This window comes from Pacificimonas sp. ICDLI1SI03 (assembly GCF_054740865.1).
Genome location: NZ_JBSQAU010000001.1, coordinates 379110 through 404369, shown reverse-complemented (window position 1 = coordinate 404369; position 25260 = coordinate 379110). Strand labels below are relative to the sequence as shown.

General features: G+C 61.7%; 24 protein-coding genes and 1 tRNA gene. 10 read left to right on the top strand and 15 right to left on the bottom strand.

Annotated elements, in window-relative coordinates; translation table 11 throughout:
• Positions 1 to 7: 7 nt before the first annotated feature.
• Positions 8 to 913: a haloalkane dehalogenase gene (locus ACSMXM_RS01890; protein ID WP_460313469.1), complete on the bottom strand. Its 906-nt coding sequence runs from the start codon at positions 911 to 913 to the stop codon at positions 8 to 10.
• A complete protein-coding gene (locus tag ACSMXM_RS01885) occupies positions 910 to 2154 on the bottom strand; it encodes an AI-2E family transporter (RefSeq protein ID WP_460313468.1) in 1245 nt (414 codons plus the stop codon). Before ACSMXM_RS01885 ends, ACSMXM_RS01890 begins: the two co-directional genes overlap by 4 nt.
• A gap of 208 nt (positions 2155 to 2362) precedes the next feature.
• Between ACSMXM_RS01885 and ACSMXM_RS01880 the strand changes: the two genes are divergently transcribed.
• Positions 2363 to 3067 carry an SDR family NAD(P)-dependent oxidoreductase gene (locus ACSMXM_RS01880; protein ID WP_460313467.1) on the top strand — a complete coding sequence of 235 codons (705 nt, stop codon included), beginning with the start codon at positions 2363 to 2365 and terminating at the stop codon, positions 3065 to 3067.
• A gap of 48 nt (positions 3068 to 3115) precedes the next feature.
• Here the strand turns inward: ACSMXM_RS01880 and ACSMXM_RS01875 are convergent, their stop codons facing one another.
• From ACSMXM_RS01875 to ACSMXM_RS01860, 4 genes are all read right to left on the bottom strand, one after another.
• Positions 3116 to 3379 (bottom strand): DksA/TraR family C4-type zinc finger protein, encoded by a 264-nt coding sequence (locus ACSMXM_RS01875; protein WP_460313465.1) that lies wholly within the window; start codon positions 3377 to 3379, stop codon positions 3116 to 3118.
• Between the two features lie 82 nt (positions 3380 to 3461).
• Positions 3462 to 6920 carry a chromosome segregation protein SMC gene (gene smc, locus ACSMXM_RS01870; RefSeq protein ID WP_460313464.1) on the bottom strand — a complete coding sequence of 1153 codons (3459 nt, stop codon included), beginning with the start codon at positions 6918 to 6920 and terminating at the stop codon, positions 3462 to 3464.
• A 46-nt stretch (positions 6921 to 6966) separates the two neighbouring features.
• A complete protein-coding gene (locus ACSMXM_RS01865) occupies positions 6967 to 7731 on the bottom strand; it encodes a thioredoxin domain-containing protein (RefSeq protein WP_460313463.1) in 765 nt (254 codons plus the stop codon).
• Between the two features lie 90 nt (positions 7732 to 7821).
• Positions 7822 to 7906, bottom strand: a tRNA-Leu gene (locus tag ACSMXM_RS01860).
• 50 nt (positions 7907 to 7956) lie between these two features.
• On the opposite strand from ACSMXM_RS01860, the gene ACSMXM_RS01855 reads away from it, so the two are divergent.
• From ACSMXM_RS01855 to ACSMXM_RS01835, 5 genes are all read left to right on the top strand, one after another.
• Positions 7957 to 8739, top strand: a complete 783-nt coding sequence (locus ACSMXM_RS01855; RefSeq protein ID WP_460313461.1) for a pseudouridine synthase — start codon at positions 7957 to 7959, stop codon at positions 8737 to 8739.
• 18 nt (positions 8740 to 8757) lie between these two features.
• Entirely contained in the window at positions 8758 to 9297 is a 540-nt protein-coding gene (gene rsmD / locus ACSMXM_RS01850; protein ID WP_460313459.1) for a 16S rRNA (guanine(966)-N(2))-methyltransferase RsmD, read from the top strand.
• 81 nt (positions 9298 to 9378) lie between these two features.
• Entirely contained in the window at positions 9379 to 11655 is a 2277-nt protein-coding gene (locus tag ACSMXM_RS01845) for an ATP-dependent helicase (protein WP_460313457.1), read from the top strand.
• Positions 11656 to 11897: 242 nt separating this feature from the next.
• A complete protein-coding gene (locus ACSMXM_RS01840) occupies positions 11898 to 13100 on the top strand; it encodes a patatin-like phospholipase family protein (protein WP_460313456.1) in 1203 nt (400 codons plus the stop codon).
• 16 nt (positions 13101 to 13116) lie between these two features.
• Positions 13117 to 13899 (top strand): 3-hydroxybutyrate dehydrogenase, encoded by a 783-nt coding sequence (locus ACSMXM_RS01835; protein WP_460313454.1) that lies wholly within the window; start codon positions 13117 to 13119, stop codon positions 13897 to 13899.
• A gap of 21 nt (positions 13900 to 13920) precedes the next feature.
• On the opposite strand, the gene pip is transcribed toward ACSMXM_RS01835, so the two are convergent.
• The gene (pip, locus tag ACSMXM_RS01830; RefSeq protein ID WP_460313452.1) at positions 13921 to 14880 is read right to left on the bottom strand and encodes a prolyl aminopeptidase; all 960 of its coding nucleotides are present in this window, start codon (positions 14878 to 14880) and stop codon (positions 13921 to 13923) included.
• 158 nt (positions 14881 to 15038) lie between these two features.
• On the opposite strand from pip, the gene ACSMXM_RS01825 reads away from it, so the two are divergent.
• Both ACSMXM_RS01825 and ACSMXM_RS01820 read left to right on the top strand, forming a co-directional pair.
• The gene (locus tag ACSMXM_RS01825) at positions 15039 to 15872 is read left to right on the top strand and encodes an alpha/beta fold hydrolase (RefSeq protein ID WP_460313450.1); all 834 of its coding nucleotides are present in this window, start codon (positions 15039 to 15041) and stop codon (positions 15870 to 15872) included.
• Positions 15873 to 15912: 40 nt separating this feature from the next.
• Complete coding sequence (locus ACSMXM_RS01820; protein WP_460313449.1) at positions 15913 to 16815, top strand: 50S ribosomal protein L11 methyltransferase; 903 nt, start codon at positions 15913 to 15915, stop codon at positions 16813 to 16815.
• A 24-nt stretch (positions 16816 to 16839) separates the two neighbouring features.
• Here the strand turns inward: ACSMXM_RS01820 and ACSMXM_RS01815 are convergent, their stop codons facing one another.
• The 4 genes from ACSMXM_RS01815 to sdhC form a co-directional block, all read right to left on the bottom strand.
• A complete protein-coding gene (locus ACSMXM_RS01815) occupies positions 16840 to 16965 on the bottom strand; it encodes a hypothetical protein (protein WP_460313447.1) in 126 nt (41 codons plus the stop codon).
• A 293-nt stretch (positions 16966 to 17258) separates the two neighbouring features.
• Positions 17259 to 19061 (bottom strand): succinate dehydrogenase flavoprotein subunit, encoded by a 1803-nt coding sequence (gene sdhA / locus ACSMXM_RS01810; protein WP_460313445.1) that lies wholly within the window; start codon positions 19059 to 19061, stop codon positions 17259 to 17261.
• A gap of 15 nt (positions 19062 to 19076) precedes the next feature.
• Positions 19077 to 19460 carry a succinate dehydrogenase, hydrophobic membrane anchor protein gene (gene sdhD / locus ACSMXM_RS01805; RefSeq protein WP_460313443.1) on the bottom strand — a complete coding sequence of 128 codons (384 nt, stop codon included), beginning with the start codon at positions 19458 to 19460 and terminating at the stop codon, positions 19077 to 19079.
• Positions 19461 to 19462: 2 nt separating this feature from the next.
• The gene (gene sdhC / locus ACSMXM_RS01800; RefSeq protein ID WP_460313442.1) at positions 19463 to 19867 is read right to left on the bottom strand and encodes a succinate dehydrogenase, cytochrome b556 subunit; all 405 of its coding nucleotides are present in this window, start codon (positions 19865 to 19867) and stop codon (positions 19463 to 19465) included.
• A gap of 228 nt (positions 19868 to 20095) precedes the next feature.
• Here sdhC and ACSMXM_RS01795 point away from each other — a divergent pair, with 228 nt between their 5' ends.
• On the top strand, positions 20096 to 21466 hold the full coding sequence (locus ACSMXM_RS01795; RefSeq protein ID WP_460313441.1) for a methyl-accepting chemotaxis protein: 1371 nt from the start codon (positions 20096 to 20098) through the stop codon (positions 21464 to 21466).
• A gap of 3 nt (positions 21467 to 21469) precedes the next feature.
• Here the strand turns inward: ACSMXM_RS01795 and lipA are convergent, their stop codons facing one another.
• On the bottom strand, positions 21470 to 22396 hold the full coding sequence (gene lipA, locus ACSMXM_RS01790; protein ID WP_460313439.1) for a lipoyl synthase: 927 nt from the start codon (positions 22394 to 22396) through the stop codon (positions 21470 to 21472).
• Between the two features lie 53 nt (positions 22397 to 22449).
• Here lipA and ACSMXM_RS01785 point away from each other — a divergent pair, with 53 nt between their 5' ends.
• Positions 22450 to 23106 (top strand): carbonic anhydrase, encoded by a 657-nt coding sequence (locus tag ACSMXM_RS01785; protein ID WP_460313437.1) that lies wholly within the window; start codon positions 22450 to 22452, stop codon positions 23104 to 23106.
• Here the strand turns inward: ACSMXM_RS01785 and ACSMXM_RS01780 are convergent.
• The 3 genes from ACSMXM_RS01780 to phoU all read right to left on the bottom strand — a co-directional run bounded on the left by ACSMXM_RS01780 (position 23094) and on the right by phoU (position 25257).
• Positions 23094 to 23576 carry a DUF2939 domain-containing protein gene (locus ACSMXM_RS01780; RefSeq protein WP_460313435.1) on the bottom strand — a complete coding sequence of 161 codons (483 nt, stop codon included), beginning with the start codon at positions 23574 to 23576 and terminating at the stop codon, positions 23094 to 23096. The genes ACSMXM_RS01785 and ACSMXM_RS01780 overlap by 13 nt on opposite strands.
• 249 nt (positions 23577 to 23825) lie before the next feature.
• On the bottom strand, positions 23826 to 24524 hold the full coding sequence (phoB, locus tag ACSMXM_RS01775) for a phosphate regulon transcriptional regulator PhoB (protein WP_460313433.1): 699 nt from the start codon (positions 24522 to 24524) through the stop codon (positions 23826 to 23828).
• A 22-nt stretch (positions 24525 to 24546) separates the two neighbouring features.
• Positions 24547 to 25257, bottom strand: a complete 711-nt coding sequence (phoU, locus tag ACSMXM_RS01770) for a phosphate signaling complex protein PhoU (protein WP_460313432.1) — start codon at positions 25255 to 25257, stop codon at positions 24547 to 24549.
• Positions 25258 to 25260 lie beyond the last annotated feature (3 nt).

The following is a 25260-nucleotide window of genomic DNA, read 5'->3' as shown; positions in this document are numbered from 1 at the left end:
CGAACGCCTATTTCAGCTGCATCAGTGAAATGATTGCTTCTGCAAGCTGCGGAGCGGCGTCTTCCTGAATGAAATGGCCCCCCTTTTCGACGATCTGGTGCGGCTGTCCCGCACATCCCGGTATCTTGGCGCGAAACAATTGATCGCCGCCCCGGGTGACCGGATCGCTGTCGCCAAACAGGGTCAGAAACGGCTTTTCGAAAGATTCCAGGACCTCCCACGCTTGTCGATTGGCCGCCGATTCGGGATCATCGGCACTGATCGGCACCAACATCGGAAAAACGCGCGCGCCGGCCTTGAAACTATCGTCTGGAAAAGGCGCATTATAGGCGGCGACGATTTCGGCGCTCAGGTCGCTCACGGTGGCGCCCTGAATGATCTGCCCCGAATCGAACTCGGGAATTTTCTGGGAATAGCCCCGCCACTTCAGGAAGGCTTCGGACGGTTCCCGATCCCCCGTCGGGAGGAAGGTATTGGACGCGGCGACGGCGGCGAAGGCATCGGGCTGTGCCGCAACCAGCCGCAGGCCGATCAGCCCGCCCCAGTCCTGGCAGAACAGCGTCACGTTACCGATCTTCTGCTTGTCGAACCATGCCTGCATCCACGCGACATGTTTGGCATAGCTGTAATCGTCAATGCGGTCCGGCTTGTCGGAGCGGCCAAAGCCGACCAGGTCGGGCGCCAGAACGCGCGCGCCGGCCTTCGCCAGCGGCGGGATCATGTCGCGGTACAAATATGACCAGCTGGGTTCCCCATGCAGCAACAGGACAACCGGCCCGTCCTTCGGACCCGCCGCGACATGAGCGATGCGGATCGTCCCCAGCGCCTCATCCTCTATTTCCGTAAAATGCGGCGAATGGTCGAAGCCTGCCAGCCCTTCGAACCGACTTTCAGGCGTTCTCAGAACTGTCATGACGGCTCCCTGTCCAGATTACGGCGCTGACGGCCGGGACTCTCGCGGATCAGCGTCGTCTGGTCCAGCAGAAAGCCTGCAATATTCGGGCCGCCAATGCGCTCGATCAGGGACTTCGTGATGATCAGCAGGGGCACCGACAGCAGCGCCCCGACGGTTCCCCAGACCCATCCCCAAAAACTGAGCGCCACCATGATAAGGAGGGGATTGACCAGAAATTTCCGCCCCAGGATCAGCGGGGTCAAGACATAGGCCTCGGCCAGATTGATGCCCAGATAAGCGAGCGCCGGTATCATGCCCGCCAGCGGGTCCGTCGCAACCGTCATCCCGCCCAGAATGGCCAGGAAAAAGAACACCACTGGCCCCGCATAGGGCACGAAATTCAACAGCGCCGCAAGGCCGCCCCACATCCACGGCGTCTCGACGCCCAAAGCCCAGAAAATGCCCGTCACCACGATGCCCAGAATGATATTGATGATGGAAATCATGCCGACATAGCGGCCGGTATCGCTGGCAACGTCGCTAAGCAGCCGGTTCGCGGTGTCGCCGCCCAGTTTCGTGTCGGCGCTGCGCATCAGGGCGCCGCGCATCCGGCTAAAGCTGGACAGGAAGAACACCATGATCAAAAGCGCGAAGAAGGTCTGAATGATCGCACTGGGCGCCGCAGTGGACGCCGCCTCGAACACCGAACGCGGCGCATCCACCACCATCGTCGGTTCCTGCCCTGCAGACGTGTTGACGCCCAACTCGCGCGACAGCCGGTCCACGGACTGATCGACGCTGTCGAACAGATCCAGAAGAGGATCGAGATTGGTCCGCACATTGTACATGCGCGACGGCAGATCGTTCAGCCACACGAGCGCGGGCGTCAGGATGATATAGCTGATCGCCGACACAACCCCCAGGCACAACACCAGGTTCGTCACTGCCGCGACGACGCTGGGCAGAAAACGCTCCAGCTTCATCTGCAATGGAACAAGCATCAGCCCCAGCGTCAGGCCCGTGGTCAGCGGCAGGAAAAAGGCGGATCCCGCCTGCAGCGCAAATGGCAGGGCAAGCAGCAGGGCCATCGCGGTGATCAGGTTCAGGGCGCTGAGCAGCCGGTCACGGCGATGCGCGATGCGGCGGCTCTCCACCCGGCGAGAGGCGGCAGGCTTCGCAGCCAAGGCACCGCCCGGCGCTGCCCCGGCCTCTGATAGAGCGGGCCCCCTTTCCTCGTCATCCTCAGCGATCAGATTCATTTCCAAAAACTCGCCCTCTGCCAAAGCCGTTCGCCATGTGCAGTTCCGCACGCGGCCTGCCACCAAGCAGTAAAGCACCCCTTTGATTAACATACGGCATCGAGTTCGGGTAGCATCGGCGCAAAACATCAGCTGTTTACGCCCCGCGTTTGTCTTTGTAGCTGCGCCGGGGCCGAAACCCGCGAACGACGAACCGAGGAGAACGCTGATGGCAAAAAGAATTCTAGTAACGGGCTCCACACGCGGAATCGGCGTCGCCATTGCCGACGGACTGGCATCGGAAACCGTCATCCGGCACGGCACCCGCGATGGCGACGGAATCCTGGGGGGGGATTTCACCGATCCACAGGCCGTGGCGTCGCTGTGGGACGCCGCCGTCGACGCCGCCGGCGGCCAGATTGACGTTCTCGTCAATAATGCCGGACTGTTCGACCAGGTGCCGCTCGATGCAGACGATGCCGACTGGTCGACGGGCTGGGCGCGTGGCCTCGCCATCAATCTGCAGGCACCGGCGGACCTCTGCCGTCTGGCAATCGCCCATTGGCGGGAACGCGGCGTGGGCGGACGGATCGTCAACATCGCCAGCCGGGCCGCCTATCGCGGCGATGGCATTCAATATGGCCATTATGCCGCCGCAAAGGCCGGTCTTGTCGGCTTGTCAAAGACGCTCGCACGTGGATTGGCGGCGGAGGAGATCCTCGTCTACACCGTCACGCCGGGATATGTGATGACGGGCATGGCAGAGGATTATCTTGCCTCGCGCGGCGGTGAAAAATTGCTTGCCGACATCCCGCTTGGTCGCGTCGCCGATCCAGAGGAGGTGGCATCTCTCGTCCGCTATCTCGCGCTGGAGGCACCAGCATCGATGACCGGGTCAGTGATAGACGTCAACGGCGCCAGTTTCGTTCGATAGGTACGGGGGCACCTGCCCGCCTGCGCCCGCTTTTACGGCGCAGCTGACCTAGCGCAGCTGGCTGTCCTTGCTGCCACGGCGATTGATGCCGCTGGCACGCCGATCGCTGTCGCGTACCGATTGACAGGCGACGCAGGTGCGAACGCCTGCAAGGGCGGCACGTCGGCGTTCGGGGATCGGCTCTCCGCAATCCTCACAGAATTCACGGCTCTCGCCGCCGCCAATCCGCGCGCGCGCAGCGGTGACGGCATCCTTCACCGTATCGTCTATCTGGTCCTGTACCGCGCCATCGCGCGCCCAACCCGTCGCCATCTTTCGCTTTCCCGGTCTTATTCGGTCAAGTGGTTGAAGTAGGAAGGTTCCGCGCCTTTTCAAGCTGGCGCAGCCTGTGGCTCTATTCCGCCGCCAGCAGGGTCTCCGCCCCGCCCAGATCGACGCTGACCAGCTGGCTGACGCCCCGCTCCGCCATGGTCACACCGTATAGACGGTGCATGCGGCTCATCGTGACCGCATTATGCGTGACGATCAGGAACCGCGTGTTGGTCAGCGTGGTCATACGGTCCAGCAAATCGCAGAATCGTTCGATATTCGCATCATCCAGCGGCGCATCCACTTCGTCCAGCACGCAGATGGGCGCGGGATTGGTCAGAAAGATTGCAAAGATCAGCGCAACGGCGGTCAATGCCTGTTCGCCGCCCGACAAAAGGCTCATCGACTGTAATTTCTTTCCCGGTGGCTGCGCCATGATTTCCAGGCCGGCCTGCAATGGATCGTCGGATTCAACCAGCTCCAGCCGCGCTTCACCGCCACCGAACAGCCCGCTGAACAGGCTGCGGAAATGCCGGTCGACCTCTTCGAACGCGGTCAGCAGGCGTGCCCGGCCTTCGCGGTTCAGCGCCCCGATGGACCCGCGCAGGCGTGCGATCGCCGCATGCAGGTCCTCGCTCTCCGCATTGGACGCGTCCAGCTCCCCGCGTATCTCCGCCAGTTCGGTCTCGGCGCGCAGATTGACCGGTCCCATGCGCTCCCGCTCCGTCTGCAGTTTCGACAGCGCTGCTGACACGGTCTCCTGATCGTCGACCTCATCCTCGTCGAACCCCAGTTTTGCGGGCAGGATATGTGGGGGGCCGCGAAATTTCTCAGCCGCGGTACGCGCGAATTCCATCCGCCGCTGATCGTGGTTTTCGGCCTGTGCCTCGATGCGGCCACGGCTTTCCTTCAGTTCCGCCATCAGCTCGGCCGCCTCGCGTGCATCTGTATCGTACAGCGATGCCGCACGTTCTGCCTGCGCCAGCACGTCCGCCGCCTGCTGCCGCCGCGCCTCTGCAGCCTGCCGCTCCCCCGTCAGCTCGACCTGCGCCGCCTCGATCTCCGGCGGTCGTGCGGCGAGCCTTGCCAGCGTCTCGCGTGCGGAATTCATCCGCTCCGCGAGCGCATGCGTCTGCGCGCCGCTGGTTTCCAGGCGGCGCGTCCAGTCGGCACTTTCCGCGGCAATGGCGTTCAGGCGCGCCTCCCCGCCGGAAAGCCCGCGCAGCAGGGTGACATGGTCGGCGCGGGACTGGGCCAGCTTCGCGCGCAGCGACTCAGAGGCGCGGCGTGCCTCCTCCGCGGCGATTGCCAGCCCATCCAGACCGGGCAACGCCTCCACCGCCGCCGATGCGCTCGACGCGGCATTTGCGGCTTCGTCTTTTTCGGTCAGCGCCCTTTTGTGCCGATCCTCTGCGGCATCGGCCTGTGCCCGGGCGCGCTCGATCTTCCCCTCCAGCTGCGCCAGGCGACTACCTGCCGCACTGCGGGCCTGTTCGGCATCGACGCGGGCGCGGCGTGCGGCGGCAATTGCATCGGCCATTTCAGCCAGATCGGCCCGCAAGGCTTCTACCTTCGCGGTCGCGTCGACTTCGGTCTGTTCCGCGCCGGGCAGAGCCTGCTCCAGCACCTTCAGGCGGTTTCTCCGCGCCAGCAGGCTCGCCGTGTCATCGCTGTCGTCAGGCGCGGCGACCAGACCGTCCCATCGCCATAATCTGCCATCGCGCATTACCAGCGACTGCCCCGCCGCCAGCTGGGCGACGATTGCCGGCTCGGGGGCTTCGTCGATGACACCGATCTGCGCCAGGCGACGCGCGAGTTGCTCCGGCGCATCGACATGTTTGGCCAGCGGATGGGCAAATGACGGCAACACAGGGTCATCTGCCGCATTTCCGGGCGACCGCCATTGCAGCCGCGCCGCGTCTCCCTCCAGATCCGCCTGCGCTACGTGCGCAAACGCAGCGGCGAAGGCGGCTTCATATCCTTCCGCGACTATGACGGCATCGATCAACGGCGCCGTCGCGGCACTCTCCTCGCTGCGGGTCAAACGCTGCAGACTATCCCGTTCCGCCCTCAACGCGCTCAATTTTGCGCGTGCCGCCGCCAGCTCAGCCTGCGCATCCTCTTTTTCGGCTTCCCGGCTTTCCCGCGCGGCCTCAGCAGTTTCGATCTCGCTGATAGCGGAGGAAAGCGCCGCCTCCGCACTCACACGCTTCTGCTCGACCTCTTCCTGTTCGGCGACCAGCGCCTCCACGGGTGCCAGCGCAGACCAGGCTGCCGCCGCCTTCGCCACATCCTCGTCCGCCCGCTTCAGCCGGTCCGTCGCCGCCGATGCCGCCGCCACTGCCGCTTGGCGTCGGGCACGGGCATCCGCATGCGCGGTCAGTGCCTCGCTCAGCGCCGCCTCTTTCTCGGCGGCGCCCGCCTCCAGCTGCGCAACCCGCTCCTCGGCCTCTGGAATGGCGGCCCTGTTTTCGTCCAGCTGCGCCTCGATTTCCCCCCGCTCCGCGACCAGCCGCGCCATGGCCGACTGTGCATCGGCGTGCGCCTCCCCCTCCCGTTCGATATCGGCTTCGGCGGTACGAATGGCGACCCCCGTCTCCCGCTGCCGCCGTTCGACATCCCGTAGTTCCGCAGTCAGCGTGTCCGCCCGGTGGGCCAGCGCCTGCAACTGGGCGGCGGCGTGCGCTTCCGCAGCGCGCAGCGCCGGCAAGCCGGACTTCGCTTCCTCCTGCAGCGCCGTCAGCCGCGCCGAATCGCGAACCGCATTTTCCACTTTCCGGGCCAGGCCGTTCAGTTCTTCGCGCGCCGCATCGGCATCCGCCTTGGCAGACCGCCATTTCGCAAATAGCAGCATCCCCTCCGCCAGGGCGATGCGCTCCGATATTTGCTGATATCGTTCGGCTGCGCGCGCTTGGCGGCGCAGCGACGCGGCCTGCGCCTCCATCGTGCTCAGCAGATCAGACAGCCGGTCGAGATTGGTTTCCGCGGCCTTCAGGCGCTGCTCGGCATCCTTGCGGCGCACGTGCAGCCCGGAAATGCCCGCGGCTTCTTCAAGCAGCTGCCGCCGGTCCTGCGGTTTCGCACTGATGATCGCGCCGATGCGATTCTGGCTGACGAGGGCGGGGGAATGCGCGCCTGTCGCGGCGTCCGCGAACAGCAATTGCACATCCTTTTGCCGCACATCGCGTCCGTTGATGCGATAGGCGCTGCCTAGGTCGCGCTCGATATGGCGGCTGACGTCGATTTCATCGGATTCGTTGAACTGGGCGGGGGCCTTGCGGGCCGAATTGTCCAGTTTCAGTTGCACTTCCGCAACGTCGCGGCTGGGCCGGCGGTCCGTACCGGCAAAGATGACATCTTCCATGCCGCCGCCGCGCAGGCTTTTGGGCGAACTTTCGCCCATGACCCACCTGATCGCCTCCAGCAAATTGGATTTGCCGCAGCCATTGGGGCCGACGACACCCGTCAGCCCCTCCTCTATACGCAGTTCCGCCGGGTCGACGAACGACTTGAAGCCGGAAACGCGCAGGCGCCGGAATTTCACCGGCTGTCAGCCCTGGGGATCGGGGGGCTTGCCTGCATTCGCCGTCCTACAGCGCTCCGTCGATCGCCGTCTTCACCTGATCCCAGCGGTTCGCATCAATGCGCTCACCGTTCAGGACAAAGGTAGGTGTTCCCGTCAGCTCATAGTCCTCGATGGCGGACTGCCGGATACCATCCAGCTCCTCAAGGCCCGATTCGTCATCGATGCAGGACCGGAATTTCGATGCCGGAATGCCACGCGCGCGAACGAACTCGTCCAGTTCCCCCATCTCGGCAAAACGGACGCGGCCCGCTTTCGGATCCATCGACTGCAGCTCATTTTGCTGCGCTTCGGTCAGCTGGGTGAACGGCTCGAACCAGCTTTGCTGATTCTCAAAGAACGCATCTGACAATGCGAAGAAGGCTTCGGGGGTGGAACACCGCGCCAGCAGAGTCGCCAGCAGATCAGGCGGATTGAGGACGAACGTCCGCAATTCATACGACACGTCGCCCGACGCGATATATTCGCCCTTCAGTTCCTGCATCGCCTCTTCGTGGAATGTGGCACAGTGCGAACAGCTCAGCGAACCGAACTCTACCAGCTTCACCGGCGCATCCGGATTGCCGATGCGATATCCGCCTTCTGCGGTCTTCGTCATCGTCCGTACCCAGCTCTTCTCCGCCGACGCGCCTGTCTGGGCTGCGGCGGCGCTACCGGATGCATCGCCCCCCGCCGTCGGCGCCGTGGCGGCGCCGTCATTTGCTTCACCGCACGCGGCAAGGGCCGCGACGATCGCGATCGGGGCGACGGACTTCGTCAGAAATTTCAACATTTGGTGGGTCACCCCTGGCTTGGACACGATTTCTGGTGGACAATAAGGACGTCCGGCGCACTCGTCCAGACACGGGCGCGCCGCGCATTCTGGTACCCCCGGCCGGAATCGAACCGGCAATCCCGTAGGAACTCGATTTTGAGTCGAGCGCGTCTACCAATTCCGCCACGGGGGCCTGCCATCGGCAGGTGGCGTGATACGGCGTTTGGGCGTAGGGATCAAATCATGTCTGACGGTGAACGCATTGCAAAATTGATGGCCCGCACGGGCGCCGGCTCGCGGCGAGAGGTGGAGCGCATGATCGCGGAGGGCCGCGTCGCCCGCAATGGCAAGGTGCTGACATCCCCCGCCCTGAACGTGACATCGTTAAGCGGCGTTACGCTGGACGGCAAACCATTACAGCAGAAACGAAATACCTCCCTCTGGCTGTTCCACAAGCCCGCCGGCTGCCTGACCACCGGACAGGATCCGAAGGGGCGGAAAACGGTGTACGACTTGCTGCCGCCCGACCTGCCGCGCCTCCTCACCGTCGGTCGCCTCGACTATAATACAGAGGGGCTGCTGATCTTTACCAATGACGGCGAATTGAAGCGCGCGCTCGAATTGCCGAAACACGGCGTGGAGCGGCGCTACCGCGTCCGCGTGTTTGGCGACGTGCATCAGGATTCGCTCGAACATCTGGCGGACGGCGTCACTATAGAAGGCGTCCGCTACCGCTCCATAGAGGCGAATCTGGATCGAAAGTCGGGCAAATATGCCTGGTTGTCCGTCGCGCTGACGGAGGGAAAGAATCGCGAAATCCGGCGCGTCATGGAATATCTGGACTTGCAGGTCGCGCGCCTGATTCGCACCGGTTATGGCCCTTTCGAGCTGGAGGATTTGCCCGTCGGCCAGATCGCGCAATTGAACCAGCAGGCTGTTCAGGCAGCGTGGGAGTCAACGCGCGGCAAGGCCGAAGGTGATGCCGATTCGGCTGTGGACCCGACCGCAGCGCCCTGGCGTCCCTGACGGAGGGGCGAAGGCAGCGTGCGGAACATCGCGGGAAAATGGCGTGGCAGACCCCTGCTCGCACCGGAGGGTCTGGCCACCCGGCCCACCTCCGCCCGCGCGCGCGAAGCGCTGTTTTCCATGCTGACCAGCCGCATCGGCTCCTTTGCCGACATGCAGGTGCTCGATCTTTTTGCCGGCACCGGCGCGCTCGGGCTGGAGGCGCTGTCGCGCGGGGCGGCGCACACGCTGTTTGTAGAGCGCGATGCCGCGGCTGTGCGCCTGCTGCAGCAGAATATCTCGCGCCTGGGTGCCGACGCGCAAGTACTGCAGCGCGACGCCACACGTCCGGCGGTTGCCCCGCGCCGATTCGATCTCGTCTTTCTCGATGCCCCTTATGATAGCGGCGCCAGTGCGCCGACGCTGCACGCTTTGACCACCGGCGGCTGGCTGGCGCCCGATGCCTGGCTCGCAGTCGAAACATCACGCGCGGAGGTTCTGGAACATGGTGACCTGACGACCGTCGCTGAAAAGGCCTACGGCAAGGCAAAGATCACATTGCTGCGCGCACCAGCCTGATTTCGCGCATTGTCGCTTCGTTCGCGCTGTGTTCTATGCCGCCGAGTTGACCCCGTGCCCGACCGGACCCACTTTATCAGCATGACCGTTCCTGCCCCAGAAAACACCGAGCCACCTTATATGGACGGTCTCAATCCGCCCCAGCGGGAGGCCGTACTGACGACGGAGGGGCCGGTCCTGATGCTGGCCGGCGCGGGCACGGGCAAGACGCGGGCACTGACAGCGCGGCTGTCGCATATCATCTACACGCAGCGCGCATGGCCGTCCGAGATCCTCGCGGTGACGTTCACAAACAAGGCCGCGCGCGAAATGCGGGAACGCATGCGCGCGATGATTGGCGACATGGTAGAGGGGCTGCGATACCTCGGCACGTTTCACTCCATCGGCGCCCGCATGCTCAGAAAACATGCGGAGCTGGCCGGGCTGCAATCCAATTTCACCATCCTCGACACGGACGATCAGCTGCGCCTGTTGAAGCAGCTGATCCGCGATGCCGGCGTGGATGAAAAGCGCTGGCCGGCGAAAATGCTCGGCGGCCTGATCGACAGGTGGAAGAATGGCGGCCTCAACCCCACCGATTTGCCGCGAGAGGAAAGCTATGCCTATGCCGATGGCAAGGGCGCCCAGCTATACACCGCCTACCAGGCCCGCCTGCGGGAGCTGAACGCGGCCGATTTCGGCGATCTGCTGCTCGCGCCGCTGACGATCTTTCGCCGCCACCCCGATGTGCTGCGGGAATATCAGCAGCGTTTCCGCTACATTCTGGTCGACGAATATCAGGACACCAACACCGTCCAATATCTCTGGCTGCGCCTTATGGCACAGGGACACCGCAACATCTGCGTCGTCGGCGACGATGACCAGTCCATCTATTCCTGGCGCGGGGCAGAGGTCGCGAACATCCTGCGCTTCGACAAGGATTTCGAGGACGCCACCGTCGTGAAGCTGGAGCAGAATTACCGCTCCACCGGCAATATTCTCGCGGCGGCGGGTGGCCTCATCTCCCGCAATTCGGGACGCCTCGGCAAGACCCTTTGGACAGAGGACGACGCCGGTTCGCCGGTCAAGATCGTCGGCGTATGGGACGGGCCGGAGGAGGCTCGCCGCGTCGGTGAAGACATAGAAGCCCTGCGACGCCGCGGCGTCTCTCTGGACGATGTGGCCATTCTCGTCCGCGCCCAGTTCCAGACGCGGGAGTTCGAGGATCGCTTCATCTATATCGGGCTACCCTACCGCATCGTCGGCGGCTTCCGCTTTTATGAGCGGGCGGAGATCCGCGACGCGCTGGCCTATTTCCGCGTGCTCGCCCAGCCAGCCGACGATCTTGCCTTTGAACGCATCGTCAATACGCCAAAGCGCGGCCTGGGCGACAAGAGCATTGCAAAGGTCCACCAGCTAGCCCGCGCGGAAGGCGTCCCGCTATCCGTGGCGGCCGGGCGGATCGTTCAGACCAACGATCTGCCCGGCGCCGGGCGCAAGGCGCTGGCCCAGCTGGTCGAGGATTTCCGCCGCTGGCGCGAGCAATTAAGCACCCTGCCTCACGCGGAACTGGCGCGAATCATATTGGAGGAATCCGGCTATATCGCCATGTGGCAGGCCGACCGCAGCGCGGAGGCGCAGGGGCGCGTCGAAAACCTGAACGAGCTCACCCGCGCCATGGAAGATTTCGACTCCATGGAAAGCTTCCTGGAGCATGTCGCGCTCGTCATGGAAAACGATGCCGCGCGGGAAGAGCCGAAGGTGACCATCATGACGCTGCATGCCGCCAAGGGGCTTGAATATGATCATGTTTTCCTCGTCGGCTGGGAGGAGGGGGTCTTCCCGTCGCAGCGCAGCCTCGATGAGGGCGGGACGAAGAGCCTGGAGGAGGAACGCCGCCTCGCCTATGTCGGCATTACCCGCGCAAAACAGCGCGCACAGATTACCCACGCCGCCAATCGCCGCATCTATGGTCAGTGGACGTCCAGCATCCCCAGCCGCTTCGTCGCCGAACTGCCAGAGGATCATGTCGACCAGGAAACCACCATGTCGGGCGGCGCCAGCCTGTGGCGGGCCGCCCTCGACGATGCGGACCCCTTTGCAAAGGTGGAGCGCCGCGGCACCAGGGGTCCGGGCTGGCAACGCGCCGCCGCCATGGGAAAAGTGCCGCGCGGTACGCATCAGATAGAATCGAAACCCGTCAGCGTAACCGTCGGCCAGCGCGCCCGCACCGACCTGAAAATCGGCCAGCGCGTCTTTCATCAGAAATTTGGCAATGGCGAGATCGTCGGCATCGAAGGCAACAAGCTGGAAATCTCATTCGACAAGGCCGGCAGCAAGCGTGTGTTGGACAGCTTCGTCGAGCCAGCCGGCGCATGAAGATGGCGGTACCGAAAAAACACGCTGTAGGATAAATCGACAGTTCGATTGCCGGTGTCGGTTGCGAAATAGGAGATAATTCCACATTTTCGCTGCTGTTCCGTCCGATCGTCGACCTTAGATTCGCGCATGTGGCCGCGCGCACGCACGCAGGAATGTGCGGTTAGTCCGGTTCTGGTCTGTCCGGTTCGCGCCACGCGGGTGTCCGGTTAGCTGCTATCCCCTGTCGTGGCCGGCACCAAATGCCGCGGTTCAGCGCCGGAACGATCGCTTCGCCGGTCTGTTCGCTGGTTATGACAAAGGGGCATTCTCACGATCAGATAGCACTCGTTCTGCAGGGCGGTGGTGCGCTCGGCTCATATCAGGCGGGCGCCTATGAGGCGCTGGCCGGTGCGGCCATGGTGCCGCAATGGCTCGCGGGGATTTCCATCGGTTCTATCAATTCCGCGATCATCGCGGGAAATCCACCCGACCAGCGCGTCGCGAAGCTGCGAGATTTCTGGCAGACAATCACCAACCGCCTGCCAGAACTTTTCCCCACCCGGACCAACACACTCAGCGAGCATATCAGGGCGTTGACCGCGACGTGGAGCAGCCTGGTCATGGGCGCGCCGCATTTCTTTAAACCAAGGCTGGTCCCGCCGTTTTTCCAGGCACCTGGAGCGGAGGGAGCGACCAGCTTCTACGACAGCTCCGCCCTTCACCAGACCTTGCTGGAATTTGTCGATTTCGATCGGCTGAACGACGGCGACATCCGTGTCAGCCTGGGCGCGGTTCAGGTCGAAACAGGCAATTTCGCATTCTTCGACACGTCCGACATGCGCATAGAGGCGGAACATGTCATGGCGTCCGGCGCGCTGCCGCCCGGCCTGCCTGCGGTAGAGGTCGATGGAACGCTTTATTGGGACGGCGGCCTCGTCTCCAATACCCCGCTCAGCTATGTGATGAACCGGTCGCGCCGCGACACGCTGATCTTTCAGGTCGACCTGTTTCCCGCACGGGGCCATTTGCCGCAAACCATGGTGGAGGTGGAGGAGCGGCGAAAGGACATCGTCTATTCCAGCCGCACGCGCATGAATACCGATGCGTTTCGTACTCGCCATGTGTTGAAATCAACGCTCCGGCGGGTGCTGGACGCGCTGCCCGAAGATGTGCGCGCCTCCGCCGAGTTCAAGGAAGCGGAGGAGCTGGCCGAGTGGAATGCCATCTCTGTCGTGCAACTGATCTATCGCCACCAGGGATGGGGTGGGGCGTCGAAGGATTTCGAATTCTCACGCGGGTCTATGTTGCAGCATTGGGAGGCGGGGCGCGCCGACGCCGCCACGACGCTCGCCAGCGACGAATGGCGGACGCCCCCGCCGCCCGAGGAAGCAATTGCTGTTTACGATCTGTCCGATCCCGCGCATCAGGAACGCCGCGCCGGCACGCAAAAGCTGGAATGTTGAAGAAGGACGCATCACCATGGCAAAATTGAAGGATAATGTCGCGCTCGTCACCGGCGCAGGTTCGGGGATCGGGCGAGAAATTGCCATTGAAATGGCAAAGGCCGGTGGCCGCCTCGCCATTTGTGATATCGATATGGACGGTGCCGCGCAGACGGTGAAGATGATCGAAGAGGCCGGCGGAGAGGCTGCTCCCTTTGAAATGGACGTCACGAACGAGGATCAGGTGAACGGTGCCACCGATGCGGCCGTTGAACGCTTCGGTCGTCTCGACACGTTGGTCTCCAACGCTGGCGTGCAGATCGTCCACCCGATTGAGGACTTCCCCTATGCAGAGTTCCAGAAGATCATCGATATCCATCTGGGCGGCGCATTCCTGACGACCAAAGCCGCCGTGAAACATATGTATCCGCAAAAATCCGGATCGCTGATCTATATGGGATCGGTGCACTCACATGAGGCATCGCCCCTGAAAACCGCCTATGTGTCGGCGAAACACGCCATTTTGGGCCTGGCCCGCACTATGGCCAAGGAAGGCGCAAAGCACGGTGTTCGATCGAATGTGATCTGCCCCGGCTTCGTCAGAACACCCCTCGTCGATAAACAAATTCCCGAACAGGCGCGTGACCTTGGAATTACCGAGAAGGAAGTCGTGAAGAATGTCATGCTCGGCGCCACGGTCGACGGTGAGTTTACCACGGTTCAGGATGTTGCCGACATGGCCGTCTTCCTGGCCGGTTTCGACACCAATGCGCTGACGGGCCAATCCTTTCTGGTCAGCCATGGCTGGGTCATGAAATAGCCCCAGAAGGGCGGCCTGATTTCAGCCGCCCTTCCCCGCATACATGTCGGTTGCCCGGATCAGGCGATCCAGAATGCCGGGTTCGTTGAATGCGTGGCCCGCCCCCTCGATCAGGTGCAGTTCGGATTTCGGCCAGGCCTTGTGCAATTTGAACGCGTTCGACGCCGGGCATGGCATGTCGTACCGGCCGTGAACGATGACTCCAGGGATATCCGCCAGCCTGCCGGCATCTCTCAACAACTGGTTCTCCTCCAGCCAGCCGCCATTGGTGAAATAATGTGTTTCGATCCGTGCGAAGGCGAGCGCGAAATGGCCGTCCTCGAAAGAATCGGCGAGAGTCGGATCGGGCAGAAGGGTAATCGTCTTTCCTTCCCACACCGACCATGACTTTGCCGCGCTCAGCCGCACCGCCTCGTCATCACCAGTCAACCGGCGATAATAAGCCCCCAGAATGTCGCCCTGCTCAGTTGACGGAATCGGCGCGATCAGCGCCTCATACTCCGCCGGAAACAGTTCGGAGGCACCGATTTGATAATACCAGTGCATCTCTGCGGGCGTCAGCAGATAGATGCCGCGCAGCACCAGTTCACTGACCCGTTCCGGGTGCGTTTCGGCGTATGCAAGGGCGAGCGTCGAACCCCAGGAGCCGCCGAACACCTGCCATTTGTCGACCTGCATCAGGCGCCGGAGCCGCTCAATATCCTCCACCAGACGCCAGGTGGTGTTCGCGCGAAGCTCCGCGTGCGGACGAGAGCGGCCGCACCCGCGCTGGTCGAACAGCATGACGTCGTAAAGCGCCGGATCGAACAATTGGCGATGGGTTGGCGCGAACCCTCCCCCCGGCCCCCCGTGCAGAAATACAACCGGCTTCGCACCCCTGGTGCCACTCCGCTCATAATAGACACTATGGCCATCGCCCACGTCCAGCATCCCTGCATCGTACGGTTCGATCGGAGGATAGAAGGTGCGAAGATCGCTCATGTTCAGGCCCGGATAATTGATTTCAGGCGGCACCATCTATTCAGGACGAGATCGACGCAACCCCCTCGGACGGTGCGACGATCGGGGCGATGGACGAAACAAGCAGGCGTCCCGCTCGTTTGGTTAACGAATGTCCCAGCAGATGGAAGGAATGGCACATGCCAATGATCGAAACGCGCGACGGAACTTCCCTTTACGTAAAGGACTGGAATAGCGGCGGGACAGAAGGAACGATCGTCCTTATCCATGGCTGGCCCCTCAACGCGGATAGTTGGGAGTATCAGGCCGTACCGCTCGCCAATGCAGGCTATCGCGTCATCTCCTACGACAGGCGCGGCTTCGGACGTTCCGAACAGCCATGGCAGGGGTATGATTATGATACGCTGTCGGACGATTTGGCAGACGTGATGAGCGGATGCGGCGTGACGAGAGCGACGATCGCCGGCTTTTCCATGGGTGGCGGCGAAGTCGCCCGCTATATGTCCCGCCATGGCGGCAAGGGCGTCGAAAAGGCCATGCTGATTTCCTCCGTCGTTCCCTACATGCTGAAAACCGACGACAATCCCGATGGTGTTCCAGAGGAGACTTTCAAGGAGATTACCGACGGCCTGAAGGATGACCGCCCGGGCTTCCTTCGCTCCTTCTTCAAGGATTTCTATGGCATCGGCATGGTCAAGCACCCGCTTAGCGATGCTGCACTGGATTGGACGATGATGATGGCCATGATGGCCAGCCCCAGGGCCACCCTGGCATGCGGCGATGCGTTCGCTCACACGGATTTTCGTAGCGATCTCAGAGCATTTAACGTCCCTACACTCGTGCTGCACGGGACGGGCGACAAGATCGTCCCCATCGATGTGTCAAGCCGCCAGACGGCGAAGATGATCGGTAGCAATGCAAAGCTGATTGAATATGACGGCGCCCCACATGGCCTGACCGCCACCCATCATGAAAAACTGGCAGAGGACATGGTCGCCTTCCTGCGCGCCTGATCATGCTTTTCCTGCTGCGATCCCCACGATAAGGCGCGGCATGCCAGAAACTTGGAAACTGACCTTCCCGGTCGCAAAGGCCGATGCAGATGAGTTGCAAGCGGATATCCCGGCCTTTGCCGACATGGACCCGCCACCAGCCGTGACCATTGTGGAGATCGACCCAAACGACCCCGCGAAATTGCAGCTCGACGTCTATTTGGAGCACAGGCCGGACGGAGACTTCGTCGCGTTGGTGCGGACGCTTCTGCCCAGATCGCCAAATGTGGACGCGGTAGTAGAGTTGCTTCCTGACGAGGATTGGGTGACGCTCAGCCAAACCGGGCTGGACCCGATACGGGCCGGGCGGTTCTTCGTACATGCCGCGAAGGATGCTGATCGACGACCCGCCGACGCCATCGGCCTGCAGATCGAAGCGAGTCAGGCATTCGGTACCGGTCATCATCCGACAACGGCAGGTTGCCTGCGGGCAATCGACCGCCTGTCGGCATCACCGAAGAACGTTCTCGACCTGGGAACCGGTACGGCGTTGCTGGCGCTGGGCGCGTTGAAGGCGTTTCCCACCGCGCGCGTCATCGCCAGCGACATTGATCCCTGCTCCATCGATGTGGCACGGGAAAATATCGACATCAATGCGGAGCGGGAGGGCGACGGTGCCGGCGAGATTGCGCTGGTCGTGGCCGACGGGCTGCAGGACCCTTCCCTGTCGGAACGGGCGCCCTATGACCTGATCCTGGCAAATATTCTGGCGCAGCCGCTTATCCACATGGCAGCGGATATTTCCGGAGCCTTGGCAGATAGTGGTACGCTGATCCTGGCGGGTCTGCTCGCGGATCAGGCGGCGGCTGTACAGGCCGCCTATGAAGAAGCGGGCCTTGTTCTGTCGGGCGCAGACGAGAACGTCGGATGGCCGATTCTCGTTCTGTCACGCCCTACAGGCTAGCGCCCGCCTCTTCGCTGGCCCGCGTTACGGGCGCCATGCGTGGAACAGCGGCATGTTCGCCGTCGGACGCGGGGTGGTCATACGGCGGCTCGGCTTCACACGGACGCTGGCCGTCGCGGCGTCGATCGTCTGGTTGTTCTGCGGTTGCATATCTCGTCTCCTTGCGAATGTCGCCGCGGCCCGGGGAGGGAGAGAGGGGAGAGCCGCGGCGACTGCAGCCTAATTGGGGGCAACAACCGCGTTTGAGCAGAGCGTCTAAACATGCATCAGCCATGCAGGCATTGCATAGGCAACGGTATATTATTGAGAATTAACGGTTTTGAAACAAATCCATTCGCAAGCCATAACTAAATTGAAACAACGTCCCCGCAACAGCATCACCTGCCCGCCGCAGCGCCAGAAGTCAGGATGGCTAAGCTACGGAGGCACCCGGCCTCCGCAGCTTAATAGACCCGCTTCTTCGGTTTGATGTAGTCGATGTCGTCGGTCAGCGTGTAGCTGTGCACCGGCCTGGTGTTCAGTTCCACCTGACCATCGCGGAACCAGCCAAGGCTGTGGACCATCCACTCGTCGTCATTCCGATCCGGGAAGTCCTCGTGCATGTGGGCACCGCGGCTTTCGGTACGATTTGCCGCCATGTTCATGGTCAGAACGGCCTGGCCGATCATATTGTCGAGTTCCAACGTCTCGATCAGATCGGTATTCCACACCATGCTGCGGTCCGTAATCGCAAGATCAGCCATCCGCTGATAAACGGCGTTGATCTTGGTCTTGCCCTCCTCAAGCACCTCGGAAGTACGGAAAACCGCACAATTGGCCTGCATCGTTTTCTGCATCGCCAGCCGAACTTCCGCCGTCGGTGATCCGCCCTTTGCATTTCGGAACCCGTCGAGACGCGTCAGCGCCTTTTCGTCCGCTGCCGTGTCGATATCACCATGCTTTGTTCCGGGCTTGGTGATTTCGTGAATGCGGTGCGCCGTGCCACGGCCAAAGACGACCAGATCGATTAGGCTGTTGGAACCTAGTCGGTTGGCACCATGGACGGACACGCACCCTGCCTCACCCACGGCAAACAGCCCCGGTACGACACTGTCGGGATTTCCGTCGCGTTTGGTAACGACTTCGCCATGATAATTCGTCGGTATTCCGCCCATATTATAATGGACAGTCGGCGTAACAGGGATCGGTCCCTTCGTTACGTCGACACCAGCAAAGATCTTCGCGGTTTCCGAAATACCCGGCAGACGCTCGGCCAGAATATCCGCGTCGATATGATCGAGGTGAAGGTTGATGTGGTCGCCTTCGGAACCGACGCCACGCCCCTCCCGCATTTCCATCGCCATGGAGCGGGACACGACGTCGCGGCTGGCAAGATCCTTTGCCGAGGGGGCATAGCGCTCCATAAAGCGTTCGCCCTCGGAGTTTGTCAGATAGCCGCCCTCGCCGCGCGCGCCCTCGGTGATGAGAACACCGGCACCGTAAACTCCCGTCGGATGGAACTGCACGAATTCCATGTCCTGCATCGCCAGACCGGCACGCAGTACCATGCCGCCGCCATCACCGGTGCATGTATGAGCCGAGGTCGCGCTGAAATAGGCGCGACCATAGCCACCCGTCGCAAGTACGGTATTGTGAGCGCGGAAGCGGTGGATCGTGCCCGTCTCCATGTCCATTGCCAGGACGCCGCGACAGGTCCCATCGGCATCCATGATCAGGTCGAGCGCGAAATATTCGATAAAGAAATCCGTGTCGTAGCGCAGGCTCTGCTGATAGAGCGCGTGCAACATGGCGTGGCCGGTACGGTCGGCGGCGGCACATGTGCGCTGGGCAGCCGGCCCCTCGCCCATATTCTGGGTCATGCCGCCGAACGCGCGCTGATAGATCTTGCCTTCCTCCGTACGGCTGAATGGCACACCGTAATGTTCCAGCTCGAAAACCGCGGCAGGAGCCTCCCGACACAGATATTCGATGGCATCCTGATCGCCCAGCCAATCGGAGCCCTTCACCGTGTCGAACATGTGCCAGGTCCAATGATCCGGCCCCATATTCCCCAGGCTGGCAGCAATGCCGCCCTGTGCCGCCACCGTGTGCGAGCGCGTCGGAAACACCTTCGTAATGCAGGCGGTTTTCAGACCGGTTTCTGCAATGCCCATCGCGGCACGCAGGCCGGAACCGCCGGCGCCGACGACGACCGCATCGTAGGTGTGATCGGTTATGGGATAGGTTTCGTTAAACTTGCTGGCCATGAAGGTCTCGTAATCCTACGCGCCGAGCGCGATGGTGAAGATGGAGAAAAGTGAAAGGGCGCCGCCCACGATGGCAAAAGCACTGATGAGGAGCAGCAGCGCGATGCGCGTCCCACCGTCGGAATAATCTTCCACAAGCACCTGAAGGCCCAGGCGCAGATGATAGAAGATGCTGATCGTCATCAAAGCGAGCGGCACCGCGACCCACGGTTGCCGCAGCCACTCCACCATCGTGAAATGGTCAAGCCGGGGAAGGGTCACCAGGGACACGATGAACCATGTGAGCAGAAGAAGATTAGATACCGCCGTCAGGCGCTGCACCCACCAATGGTGCGCCCCGCCCTTCGCCGAGCCGAGGCCGCGCACGCGGCCGAGTTCCGTACCTCGAGAAACAGCCATGATTACCCCAGCAGAATAAACGCCCAAAGGGCGACGGTGAGAAGTGTGGACACGAAATAGGTCAGCGTGGCCGTCGTCTTGGATGTATGGATTTCAAGACCTGCGCCCGTATCCATGACAAGGTGACGCACGCCGGACGACGCATGCTGGAAAACGCCCCAGGTCAGCCCGATGCCCACCACCAGACCGATCGGCCCCGTCGCAATCGAAAGAAAGCTGGCATACGCCTCTGGACCCATGGCGGCGGAAACCAGCCACCAGGTGAAAAGACTGCCGCCGATAATGGCGAGACCGTCACCGGTCGCGCGATGCATGATCGACGTGACCGTGTGGACGCGCCACCGCCAGATAGAGAGATGCGGCGAAAGTGGCCGGGGCCGTGCCCCGACTGTCGGCCGTGAAGCCATGAACATGATCCCTTAGACTTTGAACGCCCCGTCTTTACCGAGGGCACGGCTCATCGCAACCGTCAAAGCGCCGCAATCGTGCGGGAAGCAACGATGAACTTGAAAAGGATGCATCATTCTACGTACAAAAAATCAGCTCCTCCGCTTTGGTTAGATGGTCTTAACCCTAGGCATATAGGGCGCGAATGTCACCGACACGCGAGCGTCATCAATAGGAGTATGACGGCAATGGCCGCCGATATGGATTATCTCCATCACGAAGATCCCGATCATATTCTCGGAAGCAAGATCTTCCTGCCCGAACGGATGCTTGCCTATCAGATCGATGGCGCGGCACAGGCCGATTTCGCGATCATCTGCGACCTGCTGATCGATTCCACGGAAGAGCTCGCCACGGCCTTCTGGGAGCATTTCGCACGCTCATCCTCCCTGCGAAAAAATCTGGAAGGGGCCGAACAGCAACGCGCCTATGACAGGAGCATTGCCTATATCCGGCAAAAATTATCGCCGCCCATCGATGCCGCATGGATGAAGCGGACCGCTAATCTGGGCGGCGAGATCGACCGGGGCGGCTATGAGCCACTGGAGATGATCGGCGCCTTCGCAGCCGCGAATCAGCTGGCCACCCAATATTTGCTGGAGCGGGCGGAAAACCCCGCAGAGGCGGCGCGGTTGGTGCAGTCCTTTGCGCGAATCAACATGATGGAGGTCGAAGTAATCATGACGTTCATGCGAACGTTGATGATGCGCGATGCCAAACACCGCATTGCCGAGCAGAGCATCGCCTTCCGCGAGCAGATCGCGACGGTTGTGGAGAGCGCCTCTGTCCAGAGCCGGGGCGCGCGCCAGCAGGCCGGCTCGGCCGCAGATCAGACGCGAGGTATGCTGGGCAAGGCCGCCGAAGTCGCCGCAGCCGCCGAACAATCGGCAACGGCCATGCGCGAGGCGGCGGAAACGTCCACAGGCTTGATCCACGCCATCGAAGACACCCGCAGGGAAGTCGACGGCGCCACGCTGGTCATCGAAAAAGCCAGCGAGGAAGCGCGTAGTGCCATGCAGACCGCCGATACTCTGGCGGATCATGCCAAATCCATTGAATCCTGCGTCAGCCTGATCCGCAGCATTGCGGGCCAGACGAACCTGCTGGCGCTAAATGCCACGATCGAGGCCGCGCGAGCAGGCGAAAGCGGACGCGGCTTTGCCGTAGTTGCAAGCGAAGTGAAGAACCTTGCCGGTCAGACAGCGAAGGCTACGGATGACATCGCCAAGCAGATCGGCGCGATTCAGCAGTCCACACGGCTGGCCGTCGACGCAAATCGCTCGATTCTCGATACGGTGGAAAGCGTACGCGGTTCCGCGGCCCGCATACGCGAGGCGATGGACCGTCAGTCCGAAACGGTCACCATGATCACCGGCGCAGTTGACGAAACGGCGCTTAGCGCTGATTCAATGTCGGCCGCCATCGCGAGCATCCGCCAAACGACCGAAGCGATGAGCGGACATATGGCCAGCGTGGAAAGCGCCAGCGGCACCGTCGACGAACAGCTTGGCGGCCTGCATGAAAGGGTGGGAACGTTCCTGCAGGTGCTGGCCGCCTAACGGTCAGCGCCTGGCGAGCTTCGCCTCTCGTGCGGCCTTCAGCTTCGCGAAATCATCGCCCGCGTGATAGCTGGAGCGCGTCAGCGGCGTCGACGATACCAGCAAGAATCCCTTCGCCCGCGCAATGTCGCCATAGGATTTGAACTGATCAGGCGTCACGAAATCCATAACCTTGGCGTGTTTCGGCGTCGGTTGCAGATATTGTCCCAGCGTCAGAAAATCGACATCGGCGGACCGCATGTCGTCCATCACCTGATGAACCTCCAGACGCTCTTCCGACAAACCCATCATCATGCCGGATTTCGTGAAGATGGTCGGGTCGAGGGTTTTCACACGCTCCAGCAGGCGCAGCGAATGGTAGTAGCGCGCACCTGGCCGGATCGTGGGGTACAGCCGTGGAACGGTTTCCAGATTATGATTGTAAACGTCGGGCCGCGCTTCGACGATCATTTTCACCGCTTCGTCGGCCTTATTACGAAAATCTGGCGTCAGAATCTCGATCGTCGTGTTCGGCGCATTCTTTCTCAGCGCCTCGATAACCTTTACAAATTGCCGCGCGCCGCCGTCCGGCAGATCGTCGCGGTCGACGGAGGTTATGACGATATGTTCCAGGCCAAGTTCGCCCGCGGCAACGGCTACATGCTCCGGCTCAAGCGGATCGACCGGCTGCGGCATGCCCGTCTTTACATTACAAAAAGCGCATGCCCGGGTGCAGGTGTCGCCCAGGATCATCACCGTTGCGTGCTTCTGGGTCCAGCATTCACCGATATTCGGACATGCCGCCTCTTCGCATACAGTATTGAGATTCAGCCGCCGCATCAGCTTGCGCGTCTCCGCAAAACCGACGGTTGTGGGCGCCTTGACGCGCAGCCAGTCAGGTTTGCGGGCGCGCCGGGCAGGCTCGGAAGTTGTTTCGGGTACTGTTGCCATGAGGGACAGATAGCGGCTGGAGCGCGGGAAACAACTGCGGTAGGGCGTCACGCATGACAGAATTTACACAGTTGCTGAACGGCTACGCTCGCTTTCGTACATCTGCCTATCCTGAACAGAAGGCGCGCTACGATACCTTGTCGAAGGGCCAGAATCCGGGAACGATGGTTATCAGTTGTGCGGACAGCCGCGTTTCTCCGTCGTTGATTTTCGACGTGGGCCCTGGCGAGATATTTACCGTCCGCAATGTCGCCAATCTTGTGCCCCCCTTCGATCCGGGCGGCGGTCTGCACGGCGTTTCAGCCGCGGTGGAATTCGCCGTTACCCAGCTTGAAGTACAGGACATTCTGGTTCTTGGGCATGGCGGCTGTGGCGGTTGCCAGGCATCGCTGACGGATCATTTCGCGGGGAATGCGCCGGGCGAAGGATATTTCATTGCAAGCTGGATCGCCCTTTTGGACGAGGCGCGCGATCGCGTGCTGAAAGCCCATGACGGCCGTCACGATGCAGAGGCGCTGCTCGCCCTGGAACATGAGGCGGTGCGCGTCAGTCTGAAGAACCTGAAAAGCTTCCCCTTTATCCAGGAGCGCATGGCTGATGGGCGGCTGCGCCTGCACGGTGGGCATTTCGCTGTCGCGCATGGCATGCTGCATCTGCTTCGTGACGACGACACGTTTTCGCCCGTCATACCCATGGCTCAGTCAGACTGAAGAGCGGCCCCGCTAAGATCGATGCGGACAAGGCGATAGCCGAATCCGCGGCGTTCGAAGATCAGGGGCCGCCGTTCTTCGGTTCCCACCGAAAATCCGATCAGGCCTATGCGTTCGACATCAACCAAGTTCCAGATGCCGCTCCAGGAACTGTCCGATGCGCCAGCCGCCAAATTGGCCTTCTGTGCTTCGGCAAGGAGGATCTCGATGCTCGTCGGACTAACGAAGCGGTTGAGAATCGGATCGACCATATTTTCCGCCATGGCCATTTGGCCGGGCGAGAAAGTCCTGCCGCGCAGACCGCTGCGTTTTTCGATGTCGGCGAGTATGTCCCGCTTCAGCGAGGCGCGGATAGCCTCATAGTCGACATAGTTGGAAAATTCGTCCTCGTCCTCCGCCTGCAGCGCTGCTCCCATGCGCCATAGGGTCCAATAGGGGCCGGAAAAATAGAACAGCATGAGCAGCGCCATGAAAACCGCCACGCAAGAGCAGAATCCGTGCGAAGAGGGATCGCGCCCATCACGCATGGCGATGCTAATTCAGTTGGTCCCTGTGGGAAGAATGCAGGTCCGTCACTTTGACGGCACCCGCAAGACGGTTGCTGCAACCCATCAAATTAACTCCCCCCATACATACGCTACCGGCACATATTAGCGCAGCAACCCCCGTCGCGCCTAGTCAGCTTTTATATGCAATAATTTACTGCCCCCGGCAGCAGACTAGCCGACCTTGGCGGCCTCATCGAGGGCGTATCCGGCAGAGCGGACGGTCCGGATCATGTCGGGGCGTCCGCCTTCATTGATCGCCTTGCGCAGTCGGCGAATGTGAACGTCGACCGTGCGCTGCTCGACATAAACGTCGCGGCCCCAGACACTGTCCAGCAATTGTTCGCGGCTGAACACACGCCCGGGATGCTCAAGGAAATGGCGTAACAGCCGGAATTCAGTGGGGCCCAGGGGCACACGCTGGCCGCCACGCGTCACCTTATGCGCGCCGAGATCCATCTCAATATCGGCATATTCAAGTGTGGACCCGGCAATGGCGGGACGCAGCCGCCGCAATACGGCGTTGACGCGTGCAATCAGCTCGCGCGGGCTGAACGGCTTGGTGATGTAATCGTCGGCACCGGTATCGAGCCCGCGAATACGGTCCGCCTCGTCCGTCCGCGCCGTCAGCATGATGACAGGCAGGTTTGCGGTTTCCGGATCACGCCGCAGGCGGCGGCATACCTCGATGCCCGACAGATTTGCGATCATCCAGTCTAGGATGATGATGTCTGGCGCTTCTTCCAGCGCCAAAACGAGCGCCTCTTCGCCATCCTCGGTCTGAACGGTATCGAACCCTTCCTTCCGAAAATTATAGGTCAGGAGTTCGACGAGGTTTGCATCATCCTCGACGATCAGCACTTTCGGGTTCATTTCCGCACTCCTTGCTTCTGGCTCAGAGAGGCAGCGACAGGCCGGTCGCGTCGCCGCCCTTTGGTCTGTCCTCAAGATGCTCGCCCGTGGCGCTGTAATGTACCATTTCCGCTATGTTCGTCGCATGATCGCCGATGCGCTCAAGATTCTTGATGATGAAAATCAGGTGCGTCGCCGGGGCGGTGTTCTCCGGATCCTCGGCGATTTCGCCCAACAGGGTCTGAAAGAGGCTTTCATAATAATCGTCAATGGCCTCATCGCCATCGCTGACTGCGCGGGCGAGGAAAGGATCGCGTTCGGCAAAAGAGCGCATGGCGTCGTCCACCAGCGCCGATGCCATGCTGCCGATCTGTTCCACACCGGCGCTTGCCCCGCGATATCCGCTCGATGAAAGCGCTTCCACACGCTTGGCAATATTCTTGCCGTAATCGCCAATACGTTCGATGACGGCGCCAATCTTCAGGGCTGCGATAACCTCGCGAAGGTCCTGAGCCAGCGGGCTGCGGCGCGCGATAATCGAAATTGCGAAGGACTCGGCCTCCATTTCCAATTCGTCGATGCGCTTGTCCGCCTCGACCACGCGCTTTGCGAGTTCCACATCATGCGAAAGAAGCGCCGTAATCGCCTCGTTCACCTGCGAACGCGCCAGACCGCCCATTTCGCCGATCATCGACCGGAGAAGGCGCAGGTCGTCGTCGAAAGATTTTACCGTATGGGCCGTCGTACTGTTCATGCT

Bases quoted from the DNA above. Each gene is read 5' to 3' on its own strand.
- ACSMXM_RS01890 (WP_460313469.1), bottom strand. From the start codon at position 913: ATGACAGTTCTGAGAACGCCTGAAAGTCGGTTCGAAGGGCTGGCAGGC.
- ACSMXM_RS01885 (WP_460313468.1), bottom strand. From the start codon at position 2,154: ATGAATCTGATCGCTGAGGATGACGAGGAAAGGGGGCCCGCTCTATCA.
- ACSMXM_RS01880 (WP_460313467.1), top strand. From the start codon at position 2,363: ATGGCAAAAAGAATTCTAGTAACGGGCTCCACACGCGGAATCGGCGTC.
- ACSMXM_RS01875 (WP_460313465.1), bottom strand. From the start codon at position 3,379: ATGGCGACGGGTTGGGCGCGCGATGGCGCGGTACAGGACCAGATAGAC.
- ACSMXM_RS01865 (WP_460313463.1), bottom strand. From the start codon at position 7,731: ATGTTGAAATTTCTGACGAAGTCCGTCGCCCCGATCGCGATCGTCGCG.
- ACSMXM_RS01855 (WP_460313461.1), top strand. From the start codon at position 7,957: ATGTCTGACGGTGAACGCATTGCAAAATTGATGGCCCGCACGGGCGCC.
- ACSMXM_RS01845 (WP_460313457.1), top strand. From the start codon at position 9,379: ATGACCGTTCCTGCCCCAGAAAACACCGAGCCACCTTATATGGACGGT.
- ACSMXM_RS01840 (WP_460313456.1), top strand. From the start codon at position 11,898: ATGCCGCGGTTCAGCGCCGGAACGATCGCTTCGCCGGTCTGTTCGCTG.
- ACSMXM_RS01835 (WP_460313454.1), top strand. From the start codon at position 13,117: ATGGCAAAATTGAAGGATAATGTCGCGCTCGTCACCGGCGCAGGTTCG.
- pip (WP_460313452.1), bottom strand. From the start codon at position 14,880: ATGAGCGATCTTCGCACCTTCTATCCTCCGATCGAACCGTACGATGCA.
- ACSMXM_RS01825 (WP_460313450.1), top strand. From the start codon at position 15,039: ATGCCAATGATCGAAACGCGCGACGGAACTTCCCTTTACGTAAAGGAC.
- ACSMXM_RS01820 (WP_460313449.1), top strand. From the start codon at position 15,913: ATGCCAGAAACTTGGAAACTGACCTTCCCGGTCGCAAAGGCCGATGCA.
- ACSMXM_RS01815 (WP_460313447.1), bottom strand. From the start codon at position 16,965: ATGCAACCGCAGAACAACCAGACGATCGACGCCGCGACGGCCAGCGTC.
- sdhA (WP_460313445.1), bottom strand. From the start codon at position 19,061: ATGGCCAGCAAGTTTAACGAAACCTATCCCATAACCGATCACACCTAC.
- sdhD (WP_460313443.1), bottom strand. From the start codon at position 19,460: ATGGCTGTTTCTCGAGGTACGGAACTCGGCCGCGTGCGCGGCCTCGGC.
- sdhC (WP_460313442.1), bottom strand. From the start codon at position 19,867: ATGGCTTCACGGCCGACAGTCGGGGCACGGCCCCGGCCACTTTCGCCG.
- ACSMXM_RS01795 (WP_460313441.1), top strand. From the start codon at position 20,096: ATGGCCGCCGATATGGATTATCTCCATCACGAAGATCCCGATCATATT.
- lipA (WP_460313439.1), bottom strand. From the start codon at position 22,396: ATGGCAACAGTACCCGAAACAACTTCCGAGCCTGCCCGGCGCGCCCGC.
- ACSMXM_RS01785 (WP_460313437.1), top strand. From the start codon at position 22,450: ATGACAGAATTTACACAGTTGCTGAACGGCTACGCTCGCTTTCGTACA.
- ACSMXM_RS01780 (WP_460313435.1), bottom strand. From the start codon at position 23,576: ATGGCGCTGCTCATGCTGTTCTATTTTTCCGGCCCCTATTGGACCCTA.
- phoB (WP_460313433.1), bottom strand. From the start codon at position 24,524: ATGAACCCGAAAGTGCTGATCGTCGAGGATGATGCAAACCTCGTCGAA.
- phoU (WP_460313432.1), bottom strand. From the start codon at position 25,257: ATGAACAGTACGACGGCCCATACGGTAAAATCTTTCGACGACGACCTG.